Origin of the sequence: Curtobacterium sp. PhB128 (assembly GCF_004340725.1) — a bacterium.
In the GTDB taxonomy this organism is placed as follows: Bacteria; Actinomycetota; Actinomycetes; order Actinomycetales; family Microbacteriaceae; genus Curtobacterium.
Window position 1 is genome coordinate 572,652 of record NZ_SLUR01000001.1, and the last position, 17,385, is coordinate 590,036.

General features: G+C 71.8%; 20 protein-coding genes. 2 read left to right on the top strand and 18 right to left on the bottom strand.

Annotated elements, in window-relative coordinates; translation table 11 throughout:
* The first annotated feature begins 68 nt into the window (after positions 1-68).
* Complete coding sequence (locus EDF23_RS02580; RefSeq protein ID WP_243648784.1) at positions 69-1,067, top strand: alpha/beta hydrolase; 999 nt, start codon at positions 69-71, stop codon at positions 1,065-1,067.
* 18 nt (positions 1,068-1,085) lie between these two features.
* Positions 1,086-1,715 carry a hypothetical protein gene (locus EDF23_RS02585; RefSeq protein WP_243648785.1) on the top strand — a complete coding sequence of 210 codons (630 nt, stop codon included), beginning with the start codon at positions 1,086-1,088 and terminating at the stop codon, positions 1,713-1,715.
* An 86-nt stretch (positions 1,716-1,801) separates the two neighbouring features.
* Here EDF23_RS02585 and EDF23_RS02590 read toward each other — a convergent pair whose 3' ends face one another.
* The 18 genes from EDF23_RS02590 to EDF23_RS02675 all read right to left on the bottom strand — a co-directional run bounded on the left by EDF23_RS02590 (position 1,802) and on the right by EDF23_RS02675 (position 17,235).
* Entirely contained in the window at positions 1,802-2,344 is a 543-nt protein-coding gene (locus tag EDF23_RS02590; protein WP_123292743.1) for a DoxX family protein, read from the bottom strand.
* A 142-nt stretch (positions 2,345-2,486) separates the two neighbouring features.
* Positions 2,487-3,662: a flagellar hook protein FlgE gene (locus tag EDF23_RS02595; RefSeq protein WP_123292728.1), complete on the bottom strand. Its 1,176-nt coding sequence runs from the start codon at positions 3,660-3,662 to the stop codon at positions 2,487-2,489.
* 56 nt (positions 3,663-3,718) lie between these two features.
* The gene (locus EDF23_RS02600; protein WP_131920265.1) at positions 3,719-4,162 is read right to left on the bottom strand and encodes a flagellar hook capping FlgD N-terminal domain-containing protein; all 444 of its coding nucleotides are present in this window, start codon (positions 4,160-4,162) and stop codon (positions 3,719-3,721) included.
* Between the two features lie 25 nt (positions 4,163-4,187).
* A complete protein-coding gene (locus EDF23_RS02605) occupies positions 4,188-5,654 on the bottom strand; it encodes a flagellar hook-length control protein FliK (protein WP_131920267.1) in 1,467 nt (488 codons plus the stop codon).
* Entirely contained in the window at positions 5,651-6,385 is a 735-nt protein-coding gene (locus tag EDF23_RS02610; protein WP_131920268.1) for a C40 family peptidase, read from the bottom strand. Before EDF23_RS02610 ends, EDF23_RS02605 begins: the two co-directional genes overlap by 4 nt.
* Positions 6,382-6,816 (bottom strand): flagellar FliJ family protein, encoded by a 435-nt coding sequence (locus EDF23_RS02615; RefSeq protein WP_131920270.1) that lies wholly within the window; start codon positions 6,814-6,816, stop codon positions 6,382-6,384. Before EDF23_RS02615 ends, EDF23_RS02610 begins: the two co-directional genes overlap by 4 nt.
* A complete protein-coding gene (locus EDF23_RS02620; RefSeq protein ID WP_131920272.1) occupies positions 6,813-8,156 on the bottom strand; it encodes a FliI/YscN family ATPase in 1,344 nt (447 codons plus the stop codon). The genes EDF23_RS02615 and EDF23_RS02620 overlap by 4 nt, the downstream gene beginning before the upstream one ends.
* Positions 8,153-8,815: a hypothetical protein gene (locus tag EDF23_RS02625; protein WP_131920274.1), complete on the bottom strand. Its 663-nt coding sequence runs from the start codon at positions 8,813-8,815 to the stop codon at positions 8,153-8,155. The genes EDF23_RS02620 and EDF23_RS02625 overlap by 4 nt, the downstream gene beginning before the upstream one ends.
* Positions 8,808-9,866, bottom strand: a complete 1,059-nt coding sequence (gene fliG / locus EDF23_RS02630) for a flagellar motor switch protein FliG (protein ID WP_131920276.1) — start codon at positions 9,864-9,866, stop codon at positions 8,808-8,810. Before fliG ends, EDF23_RS02625 begins: the two co-directional genes overlap by 8 nt.
* A gap of 8 nt (positions 9,867-9,874) precedes the next feature.
* Complete coding sequence (gene fliF / locus EDF23_RS02635) at positions 9,875-11,548, bottom strand: flagellar basal-body MS-ring/collar protein FliF (protein WP_131879951.1); 1,674 nt, start codon at positions 11,546-11,548, stop codon at positions 9,875-9,877.
* A complete protein-coding gene (fliE, locus tag EDF23_RS02640; protein WP_131879949.1) occupies positions 11,548-11,883 on the bottom strand; it encodes a flagellar hook-basal body complex protein FliE in 336 nt (111 codons plus the stop codon). The genes fliF and fliE overlap by 1 nt, the downstream gene beginning before the upstream one ends.
* A complete protein-coding gene (locus tag EDF23_RS02645; protein WP_235035933.1) occupies positions 11,883-12,278 on the bottom strand; it encodes a flagellar basal body rod C-terminal domain-containing protein in 396 nt (131 codons plus the stop codon). Before EDF23_RS02645 ends, fliE begins: the two co-directional genes overlap by 1 nt.
* The gene (locus tag EDF23_RS02650) at positions 12,275-12,619 is read right to left on the bottom strand and encodes a flagellar basal body protein (RefSeq protein WP_123938149.1); all 345 of its coding nucleotides are present in this window, start codon (positions 12,617-12,619) and stop codon (positions 12,275-12,277) included. The genes EDF23_RS02645 and EDF23_RS02650 overlap by 4 nt, the downstream gene beginning before the upstream one ends.
* 535 nt (positions 12,620-13,154) lie before the next feature.
* Complete coding sequence (locus EDF23_RS02655; protein WP_131920278.1) at positions 13,155-13,493, bottom strand: hypothetical protein; 339 nt, start codon at positions 13,491-13,493, stop codon at positions 13,155-13,157.
* Positions 13,483-13,956: a flagellar export chaperone FliS gene (locus EDF23_RS02660; protein ID WP_131879945.1), complete on the bottom strand. Its 474-nt coding sequence runs from the start codon at positions 13,954-13,956 to the stop codon at positions 13,483-13,485. The genes EDF23_RS02655 and EDF23_RS02660 overlap by 11 nt, the downstream gene beginning before the upstream one ends.
* 10 nt (positions 13,957-13,966) lie before the next feature.
* Positions 13,967-15,355 (bottom strand): flagellar filament capping protein FliD, encoded by a 1,389-nt coding sequence (gene fliD / locus EDF23_RS02665; protein WP_243648786.1) that lies wholly within the window; start codon positions 15,353-15,355, stop codon positions 13,967-13,969.
* Between the two features lie 104 nt (positions 15,356-15,459).
* Positions 15,460-16,299 carry a flagellin gene (locus EDF23_RS02670; protein ID WP_181437623.1) on the bottom strand — a complete coding sequence of 280 codons (840 nt, stop codon included), beginning with the start codon at positions 16,297-16,299 and terminating at the stop codon, positions 15,460-15,462.
* A 117-nt stretch (positions 16,300-16,416) separates the two neighbouring features.
* Positions 16,417-17,235 carry a sigma-70 family RNA polymerase sigma factor gene (locus EDF23_RS02675; RefSeq protein ID WP_123938152.1) on the bottom strand — a complete coding sequence of 273 codons (819 nt, stop codon included), beginning with the start codon at positions 17,233-17,235 and terminating at the stop codon, positions 16,417-16,419.
* Positions 17,236-17,385: the final 150 nt, after the last annotated feature.

Here is a 17,385-nt window from a genome sequence, read left to right on the forward strand (position 1 = left end):
GCCCGGGTGCGGGGCCGACGAGACGAGCCCGTCGCGGCGACGATCCGTCGAGCGGGTGGGCCCCGGACGTGCTCGGTCCCGACTTCGAGGCCCGCTCGTTGCCGCTCGAGGACGACGACGAAGGACCGGTGACCGCGACCCTGGTGCGGCGCACCCGGACCCACCGGCTCCCGCGACGGTGGCGGACCGCGATCCCGTGGCGGTCGGGCCACCTCCCCCTGGGCGGCGCCGACGTGCTCTACGTCCACGGATGGTCCGACTACTTCTTCCAACGCGAGATGGCCGAGCACCTCGAGGCGCTCGGCGCGCGCTTCTTCGCACTGGACCTCCGCAAGTACGGCCGGAGTCTGCTGCCGCACCAGACCCCCGGGTACGTCGACGACCTCGCCGTCTACGACGAGGACATCGCTGCGGCACTCGACACCATCGGGCACGGTGACCCCGAGCACGGACGTCGGCGACTCATCCTGTTCGGCCACTCGACCGGCGGGCTGACGCTGGCGCTCTGGAACAGCCGCCACCGGGGTGTGGCCGCCGGACTGGTGCTCAACAGTCCGTGGCTGGAGTTCCAGGCGACCGGCTTCGCCCGCGAGCTGATCGCTCCGCTGATGAAGCTCGGCGCGCGACGCAACCCCCTTGCTCCGCTCCCGACCGTCGACCCCGGCTTCTACACCCGCGCCGTGTCGAGCGGGTCCGACGGCAGCTGGACCTACAACCAGGCCTGGCGTCCGGAGCGCGGCTTCCCGCTCCACCCGGGGTGGCTCGCGGCGGTGTTCGCCGGTCAGGACCAGGTCGCCCACGGGCTCGGTGCCGAGACCCCGACGCTCGTGCTGCTCAGCACGCACAGCCTGCTGTCCCCGAAGTGGTCGGAGGAGATGACCCACGTCGACGTCGCACTGAACGTCGACGCCGTCGCGCACCGGGCACTCTCGCTGGGCGACGACGTCAGCGTCGCCCGGATCCACGGCGCCCTGCACGACGTGATGCTCTCGGAACCCCGGGTCCGCGAGACCGCCTACACCGCCATCCGACGGTGGGCACGCACGCTCCCCCTGCCGGGCGCCTGACCGACCAGGACGATGACGATGACGATGACCGAGAAGCCCGAGCGCCCCCACTGGACGCGCCGACGCGAGGTGGCGACCGTGGTCCTCCTCTCGATCACCGCGGTGGTGACCGCCTGGTGCGGCTTCCAGGCGTCGAAGTGGGGCGGCGAGATGTCCATCTCGTTCAGCCAGGCGTCGAGCGCCCGGATCCAGGCCGCCGACGCCGCGTCCGGCGCGCGCGACGCACGGCAGTGGGACGTCACCATCTGGGTGCAGTGGGTGCTCGCCGATTCACGGGACGACGCCACGCTCCGCAGCTACGTGCAGGAGCGGTTCTCCCCGGAGCTCCGCACCGCGTTCGAGGAGTGGGACGGTACCGGTCGGACCGCGGACGGGCCGTTCGCGACGGACGCGTACGTGCCCGCCGGATCGGACCGCGCGGCAACGCTCTCGGCGAAGGCCGACCGGCAGTTCGACCGTGCCCTCGCCGACAACCAGCAGTCCGACGACTACTCGCTCCTGACGGTGCTGTTCGCCCTCGTCCTGTTCTTCGCGGCCGTGTCGGACCGAGGTGGCCGCGAGTGGGCCCGCATCGCGTTGTTCGTCGCCGCGGTCATCGGCCTCGTCGGCGGGGCGTGCCTGCTCGCCACGTTCCCCGTCCTGGTCTGAGACGGGCGCGAGCGCGGCAGGAGCGCCGACCACGGACAGGACGGGAGGCCCGGTGCCAGCTGGCACCGGGCCTCCCGTCTCGTGGTCTACGCGTCTTCGGGCGCCGCCGCGTCGGACGCGAGCGCCTTCCGACGCTGCGCGACCTGGACCGCGATCGCGACCGGGATCGCGGCGAGGGCGACCGCCCGGAGCCACGGGCGGTCGAACACGTGCCGGGTGGCGTGGTCGAGCGACACCGGACCGGGGCCGCCGAGCGCGAACATCGCCGCCGAGAAGCCGAGGAACGCCGGGAACTCGAAGCCGCCGTCCGCGTTGAAGAAGCCGTTCGGGGTGTGCACGCTCGACGCGACGCCCATCGTCGTCGCGGCGCCCGCACCGGCGATCGGGGTGGCGAGCCCGAGTGCCAGGGCGGCACCGGAGCCGGCCTCGCCGATGCCGGCCAGCACGGCGTTCCGCTTGGCGGGGCGGAACCCCATCGCGTGCATGCCCTGCGCGGTGCCCTCGATGCCTCCGCCGCCGAACGCGCCGAAGAGCTTCTGGGAGCCGTGCGAGACGAGCACGGCTCCGAGGGCGATGCGGAGCAGGGTCTTGGCGGTGACCGAAGCGGTGCCGGTGGTGTGCGAGCTCATGCGCGCGACGGTACGCCGGGACCGTACGCCGCGACCGGCGATCGTGAGCAGAAATGGTCGGGTCGCCCGGAGGCACCCGACCATTTCTGCTCACGAAGCGCACAGCGCCGCGGCGCAACGAAACGCGACGCGCGCAGCGCGCCTACCGCTTCAGGTTCGTCAGCTCCTGCAGCACCTCGTCCGAGGTCGTGATGATGCGCGCGTTCGCCTGGAACCCGCGCTGCGCCACGATCAGGTTCGTGAACTCCTGCGACAGGTCGACGTTCGACATCTCGAGGGTGCCCGCCGCGAGCGAGCCGACCCCCGCCGATCCCGGACCGCCGACGGTCGCGGTGCCCGAGTTGCCGGTGGCGCGGTAGCCCGAGGCACCGGTCTTCTCGAGGCCCGCCGGGTTGGCGAACGTCGCCAGGGCGATGCGGCCGAGGGCCAGTGACGCACCGTTCGAGAACGTGCCCGTGACGGTGCCGTCCTTCGAGATGGCGTAGCCCTGCAGGGCGCCGGCCTCGCGCCCGTTCTGCGAACCGATCGACGCGGTGTTGAGCGAGGCGAAGCCGGTGAGCTCCCCCATGTCGACGGCGATGCCGCCGACCGTGAGGGCGCCGCCGGAGGTCAGCTTGCCGTCGGTGCCGAACGTGAGCGACCCGTTCGTGGTGGTCCCCTGCCCGTTGCGCGCGGTGACGTCCCAGCCGGTGCCGGTGCGCGTGTAGGCGAGGGACATCGTGTGCTTGGCGCCCGAGGCGTCGTAGACGGTGGCCTCGCGGGTGATGGTGTCGCCGACGGCGGTCTCGGACGGCAGGTTGCCGGCGACCGAGGCCGAGGTGGTGCGGACGGCCGGTGCCGCCGCGTCGAGCGGCAGCGTGATGTCGGCGAGGCCGCCGTTGTCGTTGACGACGCCGTTGGTGGCCGGGTAGCCCTGCACGATCTTGCCGTCGGCGGTGACCAGGCGGCCGTCCGCGTCGAAGTCGAACGCACCGGCGCGGGTGTAGACGGTGTCGTTGCCGAGGCGGGTGACGAAGAAGCCGTCGCCGGAGATCATCAGGTCGGTGGCCTTGCCGGTGGCCTGGGCCGAGCCCTGCGCGAAGTTGGTGGAGACGCCGGCGACCTGGACGCCGAGGCCGATCTGCGCCGGGTTGGTGCCGCCGACACCGGTCTGCGGTCCGCCGGCACCCTGGGTCATCTGCGACAGGGTGTCCTGGAAGACCGTCGACGAGGCCTTGAAGCCGACGGTGTTGACGTTGGCGATGTTGTTGCCGGTGACATCGAGCATCTGCTGGTGCGAGCGGAGGCCGGAGATCCCGGAGTAGAGCGAGCGGAGCATGGTGCGTCCTTTCGGAGAGGCAGGGAGAGCAGGAAGGAGAAGGGGAAGGAGAACGGTCAGGAAGCCGGAGCGGTGGTGGTGATGCCGGAGATCACGTCGAGAGCGACCTCCTTCCCGTTCACGGTGACCGTGGGCACGCTGGTCGCGTAGGACACGGCCGAGGCGGTCCCGGTGACGGCGGTACCGGTCGCAGCGTCGGTGTAGCTGACCTGCTTGCCGACGAGGTTCGCGGCGGCGATGCGCATCTGGAGCGAGAAGTTCTCGTTCCCCGTCGTGGTCTGGTTGGTGATCTGCTCCATCATCGCGAGCTGCGTCTGCTGGCTGATCATCTGGTTGGTGTCCATCGGCGACGACGGGTCCTGGTTCTGCAGCTGCGTGACGAGCAGCTTCATGAACACCTCGGAGTCCATCGTCTGGGACTTCTTCGCGGTCGAGTTCGCGGCGAGGGCCGCGGCCTGGGCAGCCTGGTCCACGCTGCCGGTGATGCCGTCGATGGGCATGGTCTGGTTCCTGTTCGTGAGCCGGTCAGGCGAGGACGTCGAGTCCCGCGGAGCGGATGGTGGAGGTGGACGTTGTGGCTGCGGAGGCTGGCTGCGCGGCGGAGGTGCGCCGTGCCTCCAGGCCGGTGTCGGCACGCAGGCGGCCGTCGGCCGGTCGCTGGTCGCGACCCGCCGACGTGCCCGGGTGGTTCTGCGACGACAGGTCGAGCGTGGTGCTCAGCCCGGTGCCGGCGGCGTCGCGCCGCAGGTCCGGCAGCACCTGGCGGACCGCGTCGCGTCCCGCTTCGGACGCCGCGAACAGCTCGACGTGCATGCCGTGCGCCGTCACGTGCGCGCGGACCGTGACCGGTCCGAGGCTGTCCGGCACGACCTGTACCGTGACGACGTGTTCCCCGGGGCCGGCCTGCGCGAGCGAGAACACCGGGCGCGCGAGCTGCTGCCCGAGGGGCGCGGGCGTGGCCGTCTGGGACGTGACCGGCGCGGCGGCAGCGACGGGGGCGGGCGCGGCGGTCGGCGTGGTGGGCAGGACGAAGGGCGTCTCGCCGCCGCGCGTGGTGGTGACCGCCGGGAGGCCCGGATCACCCGCCGTCGATCCCTGCTGGTCCGTCCCGTGGCCGGTCAGCCCACCCCGCGCGGCGGTCGCCGCTGCCACCGTGACGACGGCCGGGGTCGCGGGGGCGGAGCCGTCGGTGGGCTGGGTGGGCTGGGTGGTCGGGCCGGTCGGCTGGAGCGTCGCTGCTGCTCCGGCTGCAGCGGCAGTGGCAGTGGGCGCGCTGCTCGTGCTCGTGACTCCGACGGTGCCGGTGCCGGTCGTCCCGCCGGACGGGGTGCCTGGCCTCGGGGCGGACGCCGGTGACGGTGCGGGGCCGTCCGCGGGGACTGCGGCGGTCGTACCCGGTGCCTGTGCAGTGGCGGATGCGACGGACGCCGTGGTGCTGGCCGGCGGCGCCGTGGTGGCCGGCAGCGGGACCGCGGCCCCCGTGGCAGCGGAAGACCCAGTGGCGGCGGCGGAGACGGCAGCAGTCGTCGTCGGCGTGGTCGTCTCCGGCGCCGGCGCCGGGGCCGCCGTCGTCGCGGTGAGGTCCCGCGCCGTCGGCTCGGACGCGGTCGCCGTCACCGGTGTGACCGTCTCGGCAGGGGTCGTCACCACGATCGGAGCGACCGGGGCGGGCACCGTCCCGGCGAGTGGGAGCGTGGGCGTGGACGCCTGCCCCTCCCCGGCAGCAGCGGCCGCGCCGTCAGCGGCAGCCGCCACGTCCGTCCCGGTGGCGGTCGTGGCAGCGCTCGGCGGCGTGGTCGGCCCGGTGTCGTCGGCTGCGCGGGAGTCGTCCCGGCGCGCCGGTGCACGCTCACCGGCGCGACGATCGGTCGCGGCGGCCGCGGACAGGGCGGCGTCGAACGAACCGGCACCGCCAGCGTCGGACGTGGCGCGGGCGGGCGCGGCGCTGCTCGTCGGAGCGGGCGCGGGCTGGGTGGCGATGGTCAGGCTCATGCGGCGCTCCCGGTCTGCATCATGGACAGCAGCGCGGCGGTCTGCAGGTCGGTGGCGCTGCTCGCGGCGGTGGTCGCGGTCGTCGCCGGGGTAGCGGACGCCTGCGCCGGCACGATGCGGCGGATGGTGGCGATGTCGGCGTCCGAGTACCAGTTGTCGACGATGCGGACGTCCTTGCCGGGGCGCGGCGCGTGCAGCACCTTGCCGTCGCCGACGTAGATGACGACGTGGCCCTCGCCCTTCGGGATGATCAGGTCGCCGGGCTGTGCGTCCTTCAGGGAGCCGACCTCGACGCCCATCTTCGCCTGGTCCGGCACGACCCGCGGCATGGTCACGCCGAGGTCCTTGAACACCGTCTGCACCAAGCCTGAGCAGTCCATGCCGGCGGTCGTGGTGCCGCCGAACACGTAGGGCACGCCGAGGTACTTCTTCGCGTCCGCGACGACGTCGGACCCGGTGGCGCCGCTGCCGGTCGCGAGCGTGCCCGCGCCGGCGTCGACGGACGTGGCGGGCGCGCTGCTGGTGGTCGCCGCAGCGGCGGCAGCAGCGGTCGCGGTCCCGGTGCCGGTGTTCCCGGTCGCCGTGGCCAGGGCGTCGGCGAAGGCGCTCGACGACGCGCTGGTCGACGCGGCGGACGACGACGAACTCGTCGCCGCGGCCGAGCCACTGCGCAGGGTGTCGATCTGGGAGCGGATCTCGGAGATCCGGGAGAGCACCGCTTCGACACTCATCGGGCACCACCTTCCGTGCGGCGTCGTGCCGCGATCTCGTCGAGGGCGTTCTGTTCGGTGCGGAGTTCCTCGGCGGCCTGCTCGGCGGCGTGCTTGCCCTCGAGCTTCTCCAGGCCGACCGCGGCACGGCGTGCGGCGGTGTACTCCTCCTGTGCCCGGTCGGCGTCCGCGCGGCGGGTCCGGACCACGGCGTCGAGCTCCTCGAGCATCCCGCGGGTCGCGGCACGCGCAGCGGCGACGGCGCTCAGGGTCGCGGCGTCCTCGATCGGCTGCGCGCCCTCGGCGTCGGCGAGGCTGCGGCGCGCGGCGATCCTGGCGTCGGCGGCGTCGCGCACGCGCTCGTTCGCGGTGGCGAGCGAGGCTGCGGCGCGGTCCTGTTCGGTGTGCCGCAGGCGCAGGAGCCCCGCGAGCGGGAAGCGGCGGGCCTTCACGACACCCCCAGCTGCTGCACGAGACCACCGAGTCGCTGCCAGGACGCGTCGGCGGTCGCCCGCTCGTCCATCCCCTGGCGCAGGAACGCGTCGATCGAGCCCTGGTGGTCGACGGCGGCGTCGACGAGCGGGTTCGAGCCGCGCTGGTACGCGCCGACGTCGAGCAGGTCCTGGGCGGCGGCACGCGCTGCCATCACCTTGCGGAGGGTCGTCGCGGCACCGCGCTGCGCGGGGTCCGTCACCTTCGAGGCCACACGGGACACCGAGCCGAGGGCGTCCACCGACGGGAAGTGCCCGGTGATCGCGAGCTTCCGGTCGAGCACGACGTGACCGTCCAGGATGCTGCGGGCGGCGTCGGCGATCGGCTCGTTGTGGTCGTCGCCGTCGACCAGCACGGTGTACATGCCGGTGATGCTGCCGACACGGTCCGTCCCGGCACGCTCGAGCAGCCCGGCGAGCACCGAGAACGTCGACGGCGGGTAGCCCCGGGTGGCCGGCGGCTCCCCCACCGAGAGCCCGATCTCACGCTGCGCCATCGCGACGCGGGTGAGCGAGTCCATCATGAGCACGACGTCCTGGCCGGCGTCGCGGAACGACTCCGCAATTCGGGTGGCCACGAACGCGGCGCGCAGACGCATGAGGGCGGGCTCGTCCGAGGTCGACACGACGACGATCGAGCGGGCGAGGCCCTCGGCACCGAGGTCGTCCTCGAGGAACTCGCGCACCTCGCGGCCACGCTCCCCCACGAGTGCGATCACGTTGACGGCGGCGTCGCTCCCCCGGGCGATCATCGACAGCAGCGAGGACTTGCCGACACCGGAGCCCGCGAAGAGCCCCATGCGCTGGCCACGGCCGACCGTGGTGAGGGTGTCGAGCACCCGCACGCCGAGCTGCATCGGGGTGTCGATGCGGGTGCGTGCCATCGCGTTCGGGGTCGCGTGGTCGAGCGGCACCCAGTCGACGGGCTCGCCACCGGCACCGACGAGCGGTCCGCGGTCGTCGATCGGCCGGCCGAGCCCGTCGAGCACACGGCCGAACAGCCCGGCACCCGTCGGCACGAGCACCGGCCGGCCCGTGGGGCGTGCGGGGGTGCCGGCGGTCACACCGGTGAGGCGGCCGAGCGGCATGCAGCGCACGCCGGTGGCGTCGGTCGCGACGACCTCGACGGCCGTCTGCACGCCGTTCTCCGGTCCGACCGTGACGACCTCGCCGACGTGGGCGTCGAGCCCGGCGATCGTCAGCCCGAGGCCGACGGCGCTCGTGACGACGCCGACCCGCTGGGGTGCGGCCTGCCGCACGGCGTCGTCGAGCCCGCGGGGGCGGAGCAGCGTGGCGGTCACGCGGACACCCCCTGCAGCTCGACACCCAGTGCAGTGCGGGCACGGTCGAGTGCGGTGGCGATCCGGGCGTCGAGGATGCCGTCCGGCAGGTCGACGACGGCGTCGCCGTCCCGCAGCGCGGGGTCCGCGACCACGGGCACCGGCAGGTCGACGTCGGCGACGCGGGCGGCGTCCGCCGGGCTGAGCCGGACGGCCACCGGGACGCTGCGGTCGATGGACGCGAGCGCCCGCCGGACGGTGGTCTCGGCGCCGGACGTGATCCGCCCCTCCCGTCCGTCATCGGTACCGACCGCCGGACGGGAGGCACGGATCTCGTACCCGACGATCGCCTCGGCCAGGTCCGTGGCCGCGCTGGCGACGGACGCCTCGGCGTCACTCAGGACGGGCGCGACCGTGGACAGCATCGCGTTCGTCGCGGCGTCGAGGACGGCGATGCGGCGGACGGTGTCCGCGCGCAGCGACGCGGTCAGCGCGGCGTGCTCGGCCTGCAGGCGGGCGCGCAGGGCGTCCGTCTCGGCCTGCGCGGCGCGGAGACCCGCGGTGTAGCCGGCGGCGTGGCCGCGGACGTCGGCGCCCGACGCACGGTCGGTCGCGGCGGCGGTGCCGATCGCGGGGAAGGCGATGCGCTGCACGGTGCCGGCGGTCGTGGTGTCAGTCAACGAGCTCGTCCTCCTCGGCTCGGTGCACGGTGATGACGCCCTGCGCCTCGAGCTCGCGCACGGAACGGACGACCTCGGCGCGTGCTTCCTCGACCTGCGAGACGCGGACCGGGCCCATGGCCTGCAGTTCGTCGTCGAGCAGCGAGCGGTTGCGCTCGGACACGTTCGCGCGGATCGTCTCGACGACGGGTCCGGCCGCACCCTTCATGGCGGTCGCGAGGAGCTTCGAGTCGATGCCGCGCAGCACCTGCTGGATGTCGCGCGACTCGAGCTTCACGATGTCCTCGAAGGTGAGCATGCGCGAGCGGATGTCCTCGGCGAGTTCCGGGTCGCGGGCCTCGAGCCCGTCGAGCACGGCCTTCTCGGTGGCGACGTCGGAGCGGTTGATGATGTCGACCAGGGGCGCGATGCCGCCGACGACCTCGACGCTCTCGCGCGGCGACACGACGGCGCCGGCGCGCTGCCGCAGGACACCCGCGACGATCCCGACGGCCTCGGGGGTCGCGCTGCCCATCGTGGCGAACGCCTGCGCGACGTCGGTGCGGACGCGCTCGTCGACACCGGCGAGGACGGCGCTCGCCTGACCGGGCTTGAGGTGTGCGAGGACGAGGGCGATGGTCTGCGGCAGCTCGCCCTCGAGCAGGGTGATGACCTGCCCGGGCTCGGCGTCGTCGAGGAAGTCGAAGGACTGGCCGGCGAGGTTCGAGGCGAGCCGGTCCATCACGCCGGCGGCGCGCTCGGCGCCGAAGGACGCCTCGAGCAGCCCGAGCGCGGTCTCCTTGCCGCCGCGCTTCTGCAGTCGGCCGCTCATCGTGATCCGGTGGAACTCCGACATGGTCTGGTCGACGACGGTGTCCTCGACGCGGCGCATCCGGACGATCTCGGCCGAGATCTCCTCGGCCTCCATCTCGGTGAACTGCTTCATCACCTCGGCCGCGCGGTCGGTGTCCATCTGCATGAGGATGAGCGCGACCTTCTGGGCGCCGGTCAGCGCTCGGTCGCTCGAACCCTTGCCGGTGCCCGGGCCGTTGCCGTTGCTGCCGCTCGGCATCAGGGCGCTCACACCGGTGCCCGGTCGTCGAGGAGCCCGCGCAGGAGTTCGGCCGTGCGCTTCGGGTCGCGTTCGGCCAGCGCGGAGATGTCCTGACGGCGGCGCTCGGCCGTGATCTCGTCGGTCGTCAGCACCTCGGTCGGCGGGTCACCGGCGGGCATCGTCGACAGCACGGCGGTGGGGGCGTCACCGGCACCGAGGGTCGCGCGGTCGGCGGCGCCGTCCATCGCGAGGGGCAGCTGGAACGTCTCGCCGGCGAAGGCGTCGAGTTCGCCGAGGTCGACGGCCTCGCGTTCCTGCTTCCGGCTGCGCCGGGCGATGACGAACATGACGGCGATGAGCGCGAGCAGGATGCCGATGACGATGCCGGCGGTGCGGATCGACGACCACAGGGCTTCCTGCTGGTCGGCCTTCTGCTGCGCCTCGAGGGCCTTCGCGGCCTGGTCGGCACCACTGGTGTCGAAGTCCATCATCGCGACCTTCACCTGGTCACCGCGGTCCTGGTCGACACCGGCGGCGGCCGACACCAGGTCGTTGATGCTCTGCAGGTTCGCGTTCTGCACGGCGTCGGCCTTCGAGTTCAGCGCGACCGAGATGGTCTGCCGGTCGAGGGACCCCGACGGGATCTGCGTGGTCTCGGTGGTGTGGTCGACGGCGTTGTTCTTGGTCGCCGACTCGTTGGTGTAGCCGTCGTCACCGGTGCCGCTCGTGGCGGTGCCGTTCGGCACCGCGATGTTGTCCGGGCCGAGGACCCCGGTCGCACCGCTCGACGCGCCCGCGGCGCCGGAGCCGTACTGTTCGGTGGTGCTCGACTCGTTGAGCGCGACCGGACCGGAGGTCGGTGACGTGTAGCTCTCCGACGTGCGGGTGCCGGACTCCTGGTTCATCGTGCCGGAGACCACGACGGTCGCGTTGCCGGCGCCGAGGGTGGTGTCGAGCAGGTCCTGGATCTTCTTGCTCGTCGCGGCGTCGTAGTCGGCGGCCTGGTCGGCACCGCTGCCGGTCGCACCGGTCCCGACGGCGGACAGCGTCTGCCCCTTGGCGTCGACGACCGAGACGTCGGTGGTCTGCATGCCCTCGACCGAGGCGCTGGTCAGGTGCACGATCGCCTGCACCTGGTCGGTGCTCAGCTGGGTCCCGTTGTCGGTGGCGATGAACACCGACGCCGTCGGGTCCTTCTCCTCGGACACGAACACGGACTTCTCCGGGATCGCGAGCTGCACGGTCGCGGTCTGCACGCCGTCCATCGCACCGATGGTCTTGGCGAGCTCGCCCTCCATCGCCCGCTTGTAGGTGACGTCCTGCTGGAACTCCGAGCTCGTCACGCCCATCTGGTCGAGCAGCGAGTAGCCGCCCTCGTTCGACGACGGCAGCCCGTTCGACGCAGCCTTGAGACGCTCCGAGTACACCTGCGCCTGCGGCACCAGGATCGTCGCGCCACCGTCGGTGAGCTGGTACGGCACACCGTCGGTCTGCAGCTGGTCGGTGATGGAGCTCGCGTCGGCGGCGGCCAGCCCGGTGAAGAGCGGCGCGTAGGACGCCTTGCCGAGCCACGACGCCAGGGCGATCCCCCCGAGCACGAGCGCGGCGATCACCAGGATCGCGATGGTGCGCTGGGCGGCGGAGAAGCCCTTCACGTACGCGGACAGGCGCGCGAAGACGTTCTTGACGGCGACGGGCATCAGGCCTGCATCCTCATGATCTCGTTGAACGCGTCGACGCCCTTGTTGCGGACGGCGGAGACGAGCTCGAGCGTGACCTGCGCGCGGGTGGCGGCGATGGTCGCGTCGTGGATGTCGTCGAGGTTGCCGGTGACGGCCTTGAGCGCGAGGGTCTTCGAGTCGCTCTGCAGCGCCTGCAGCCCGTCGACGGCGTTCCCGAGGCTGGCGGCGAACCCGCTGCCGTCGGTGCTGGTCGCACCCGTAGCGCCGGTGACGTCGCTGGAGGTGCCGGACACACTGGTCAGTGCGTTCGTCATCGCGTTGGTGGTCACACCGTTGACGGCGTCGATGGGCATCAGTTCTTCCCGATCTGCAGTGCCGCCTCGTAGGCGGTCTTGGCGCGGTCGACCACGGCGGCGTTCGCCTGGTAGCCGCGCTGGGCCATGATGAGGTCCGCCATCTGCGTGCCGAGGTCGATGTCCGGCATGCGGACGTAGCCCTCGTCGTTCGCGAGCGGGTTGTCCGGGTCGTAGGTCACGCGGCCGGCGGCGCTGCCGAACGCGGCGCCCTTGACGTAGGCGCCGGACACGCCGTTGCCCTCCTGGACCTCGACGTAGCGGGCCTGGAACGCGGTGTCGTCCATCGACTTCACGGTGTTCGCGTTCGCCATGTTGTCGGCGACGGCGTCGAGCCACTTCCGGTGCACGGTCATGCCGGTGCTCGCGATGCCGATCGCGTCGAAGGTCGTCACGAGTTCGTCCGCATCGCCGCACGGACGCTCGTGAGCTCGGAGTTCATCGCCTGCGTGGCGAACTGGTACCGGAGCACGGTGTCGACGTTGGAGAGCGTCTCCTCGTCGAGGTTGACGTTGTTGCCGTTCGTGTTCGTCGGCTCGAGGCTGCGGGCGACCGTCGGCGCGGTGTTCCCGCTGCCGTCGGTGATCGACTTCGCCAGGGCGTCCTCGAACTGGACCTTCTCGGCGTGGTAGTCCGGCGTGTTGATGTTCGCGATGTTGTTCGCGATCACCTTCTGGCGCATCGACAGGCCGTCGAGTGCGCTCTGCAGCGCGACGCTCGTCACGGAATCGAACACGGTGGTCCCCTCGTCAGGCGTCGCCCGTGGGGCGTCGCCGTGCGGTGGTGGCCGATCCGTGGCCGAACTGGTGAGCGATCCGTGCTCGTGTGGCGCTATCGGTGCCCGTCCCCGGCCGCGTTAGCCCTCGCCCCGAACGGGGGTGGCGCCACGGCGTCCGATGTGGAACGACATCCCCGTTGTCGTACGACATCGAGCGCGTCGCACCTTGCGCACGCGTCGAGTTGCGCACGCGGGTCGACGACGCTCTCGTCGTCGTACGACGTCGACGATGACGCACCTTGCACGCGCAGACAGTTGCGTCCGGGGTCGGACGACATCCTCGATGTCGTACGAAGACCACCTCGTCGCACGGTGCCAGCGCCGTCCGTTCACGCTGGGAACGGTTGCGCTCGCTGGGCAACGACAGCATCGATGTCGTACGACGACCACCCCGTCGCACCTTGCGCCCGCCCGGTGTTGCACGCGCGGGCAAGCGACACCATCGATGTCGGACGACGTCGAGCATGTCGTTCCGGGTCGAGCGCGCGACGGGTCAGGCGGACGCGTCGAGGTACACCGCGCCACGAGGCTCGCGGGTCGCGTCGACGGCGCGCAGCGCACCGAGGTGCTCGAGCGTCGCCCGTCGGTCCGACTCCAGTTCCGCGATGCGGTCGCGCTGCGCAGCGAGCAGCCGGGAGGCACGCCCCACCAACTCACGCGGCACCGGACCCAGCCCGGCCGGCTCCGACCACCCCACCACGGCCGTGGGGTCGGCCGCCTGTCGGGCGGCGTCGTGCTCCAGGGAGTCGAGGAGGGCCTCCCAGGCGAGGCGGTGGTCGACCTGCTCGGGCGACGGTGTCGTTTCACGCGACGGTGCCGGTTCACGCGACACCGAGGGCTCCGCCCGTCGACTGCTGGCGGGTCGGCGTCGCCGGCAGCGACGCGGCAGCGTCGTGCCACGACTGCCGCAGGGGTTCGAGGATCCGGATGCAGTCGCGCGTCGCCTGGACATCACGGTGCACGTTCGCGGTGATGAGGGACGTCGACGCGTAGTTGTAGACGGCGAGCAGGCCCTCGCCCCCGTCCCAGACGTCGATCCGCAGCGTGGACGACAGCTCGCCGACGATCGCCTGCGCGTGCAGCAGCTGCTCGCGGGCGGCGTCCCAGTCGGCGCTGGTCTGTGCGGCCTCGGCGCGGTGCAGGTCGAGCAGCAAGCGGTCGTAGAGCATCGTGACGAGCTGCGCCGGGGTGGCCGACAGGACGGCCTCGTTCGTGTACTGGGCGCGACGCTGGTCGGTCACGGTGCGGGGCTGCGCGGCCTGGCGGAAGGCGGCGGCCTGGAAGTCGAAGGTCATGGTGATCCCGTCAGCTCGTCGTCGCCGCGAGCTGGCTGGCGAGCCAGCTGGACTGGGACTGGAGCTTGCTGAGGCTGGTCTCGAGCGACGAGTACAGCGTCTGGAGCGATGCGCGGCGCATCGTGAGTCGGTCGGTCCAGCTGTCGATCTGGGTGTTGAGGTCCTTGGCGACCGCCTGCTGGCCGGTGATCGTCGTGGTGATGGACCCGTCGTACTTGTCGGACGCGGCGGTGGCGGCGGCACCCACGTTCGCGGCGACGCCGGACAGCATCGCCTGCGTGCCCTCGGGGTCGGTGGTGAGGGCCTTCTGGAAGACCTCGGCGTCGAAGGTGAAGCTGCCGTCCTTGGTGATCGAGATGCCGATCGACGACGGCGACTTCCCGCCGACGGGCGCCGACATGGTGCTGCCCAGGCGCTGCACGGCGTCGCGCGTGGTGCCGTCGCCCATCAGGACCCCGGCGGTCGTGGTCGTCGACCCGCTGGTGGCACTCGTGCTGCTCGTCACCGCGGTGTTCGTCTTGTAGTAGGCCGAGACCGCGTTCATCGCGTCGACGAGTCCGGACGCGACGGACTGGGCCTTCGTGGTGTCCTGTGCGACGCCGACCGTGACCGGATCCGTCGACGCCTTGGACACGGTGACGCTGAGCCCGGGGACCAGGTCGGTGAACGTGTTCGTCGCGCTCGTGATCGTCTGCTCGGCGGCGGTGCCGGCCCACAGCGTGACGCTGGCGTCCTTCGCCTGGGCGACGACCGCGGCGCCGACCTCGGTCAGCACGTTCGTCGCGGTACCCGCGGTCACCTGGTCGGCGGTCCCGCGGTACACCTCGAAACCACCAGCAGCCCCGGTCTTGGCGGACGTCAGCTGCAACCGGTAGAGCTTGGTGCCGTCGGCGGCCGCACCCGCGGCGACCTTCGTGGCGGTGACGCCGGCCCCGGACTTGTTGATCGCCGACACCGTGTCGTCGAGGGAGCCCGACGACGGCGTGACGGTGGTCTTCGTGCCGTCGGCGCCCACCAGGGTGATCGGTTCGGCAGCGGCCGACCACGTGGACATCGCGGCGGTGACCCCGACCTGGGCGGACGCGGTCGAGCCGACGCTGAACGTCAGTGACCCGGCGCTCGCGTTCGAGCCGGTGACGGCGGTGACGCCCGACGACGAGCTCGTGGCCGTGAACAGGTCGAGCGAGGTCGCCTTCGCGGCGTCCTTCGCCTTGGTCGCGAGGGCCTGCACCAACCCGTTGATCGTCTGCAGCGACGAGATGAACGAGTTGGTGCTCGTGAGCTTGTTCTTGAGCAGGGTCTGCGGCACGCCCTCGACGCTCATCAACGAGTTGATGAGGTCGGTCGTCTTGAGCCCGCTGACGAGCCCGTCGATCGCGAGGCTGGTGCTCGAGGACACGGACGATGACATCGTCGACACTCCCTGGCGTCGTGGGGATGGTCAGGAGGGCGACGCCGCCTCCCGGGAAGCCTGAACGATCCCGGAAGGCGGCGTCGTGGGTGCTAGCGCAGGAGCGAGAGCACGCCCTGCGTGCTCTGGTTCGCCTGCGCGAGCATCGACGTGCCGGCCTGGCTGAGGATGTTGTCGCGCGTGTACTTGACCATCTCCTCGGCCATGTCGACGTCGGTGATGCGCGAACCGGCAGCGGTGAGGTTCTCCTTGGCCACGTTCGTCACGTTGATGGCGTGGTCGAAGCGGTTCTGGACAGCACCGATGCTCGAACGTGCCGAGGACACGTACTTGATCTGCTCGTCGATCGCGGTGATGGCGGCCTGAGCGTTCGTCGCGCTGTCGAAGGTGAGGGCGCCGACAGCGGTCGACACGGACTCCACGTTGGACTTCGACAGGTCGACGTCGATCTGGCTCGCCGCGTCGCCGTTGGCGCCGACCTGGAACTTCAGGACGCCTGCGGTGCCGGCGGAGCCGTCGAGCAGGTTGATGCCGTTGAAGTTGGTCGACTGCGAGATGCGGGTGAGCTCCTTGGTGAGCTCGCCGACCTCGGTGGTGATCGCCTTGCGCGAGTCCTCGTTGTTCGAGTCGTTACCGGCCTGGACGGCCAGGTCGCGCATGCGCTGGAGGATCGAGTGGGTCTCGGTGAGGCCACCTTCAGCGGTCTGCACGACGGAGATGCCGTCCTGCGCGTTGCGGGCGGCGACCGTGAGGCCACCGACCTGGGACTTCAGCCCCTCGGAGATCGACAGACCGGCCGCGTCGTCGGCAGCACGGTTGATGCGGAGACCCGACGAGAGCTTCTCGAGGGACTTCGACAGGTCGTTCTGCGTCGAGTTGAGGTTCCGGTACGTGTTGAGTGCCGAGAGGTTGGTGTTGATGGACATACCCATGGTGGTTTCCTCCGTGAATGCTGGGTCGTACTACAGCCCGTCCGTGGGCTGACGTGGATGACTCTCGACCGGGTGCCGGGAGTCGTTAGGGAATCGACGGAAATACCCGTCGACGGTTCAGCTCGCCGCCACGGCGACCGGTGCGGTCGCGTCGTGGACGGCACGTGCGACGCCGGCGGCGGCGTTCGACGCGACGCGTGCGAGGTAGGCGCTCCGGCGGGCCGCGGTGGTGCGCGAGGCGGGTTCGGCGGCGGCACCGCCGTCGCCGTAGTGGGCGGCCAGTCCGTCGCGGAGCAGGCGCATCGCCTCGGAGCGCTGCTGCGAGACGGCGGAGTGCGTGATGCCGAGTTCCGCGGCGACGTCGGTCACCGAGCGGTCCCCGAAGTAGACGGCCTCGACGACGAAGCGCATCCGCTCGGGCAGTGCCTCGACGGCTGCGCGCAGGTAGCGGCGCTTCTCGGTCTCGAGCAGGTCGTCGCCGGGCAACGGCAGGTCGGCGGCGACGAGGTCGTGCACGGTCTCGTCGAGGGGCGCGACGATGCGGGCCGCGTCGCTCATGGCATCCGAGGCGGTCTGGCGGTCGACGCCCATCGCATCCGCGATCTCCTGCACGCCGACGCTCCGGCCGAGGCGGGCGGAAAGGGCCTCCTGCGTGGCGAGGGTCTCGCGGATCCGCTTCCGGGTGCCACGAGACGCCCAGTCGGCCGAGCGCATGTCGTCGGCGAGGGCTCCGGCGATCCGGGTCCGGGCGTAGGCGCCGAAGGGGACGCCAAGGGTGGGGTCGAACGCGTCGGCAGCGGCGACGAGCGCGAGGGAGCCGACGGCGGCGAGGTCGTCGCGGTCCAGGTGCGTGGCACGGGAGCGGACGTCGGCGACGATGTAGCCCACGAGCGGGAGGTGCTCCACGATCATCGCGTTGCGTGCGGTGCGGTCCATGCTGATCCCCTGATCGACCTGACGTGACTGTCTCGACTCACCCGTCCCTGGGCACGACGGACGCGGGCCTCGGATGGCCGGTGCGTACGCCGAAGACCCGCCCGGTTCCCTCCGAGCGGTGCACCCCGCGCCCCTGTGAGGCGGTTCGAG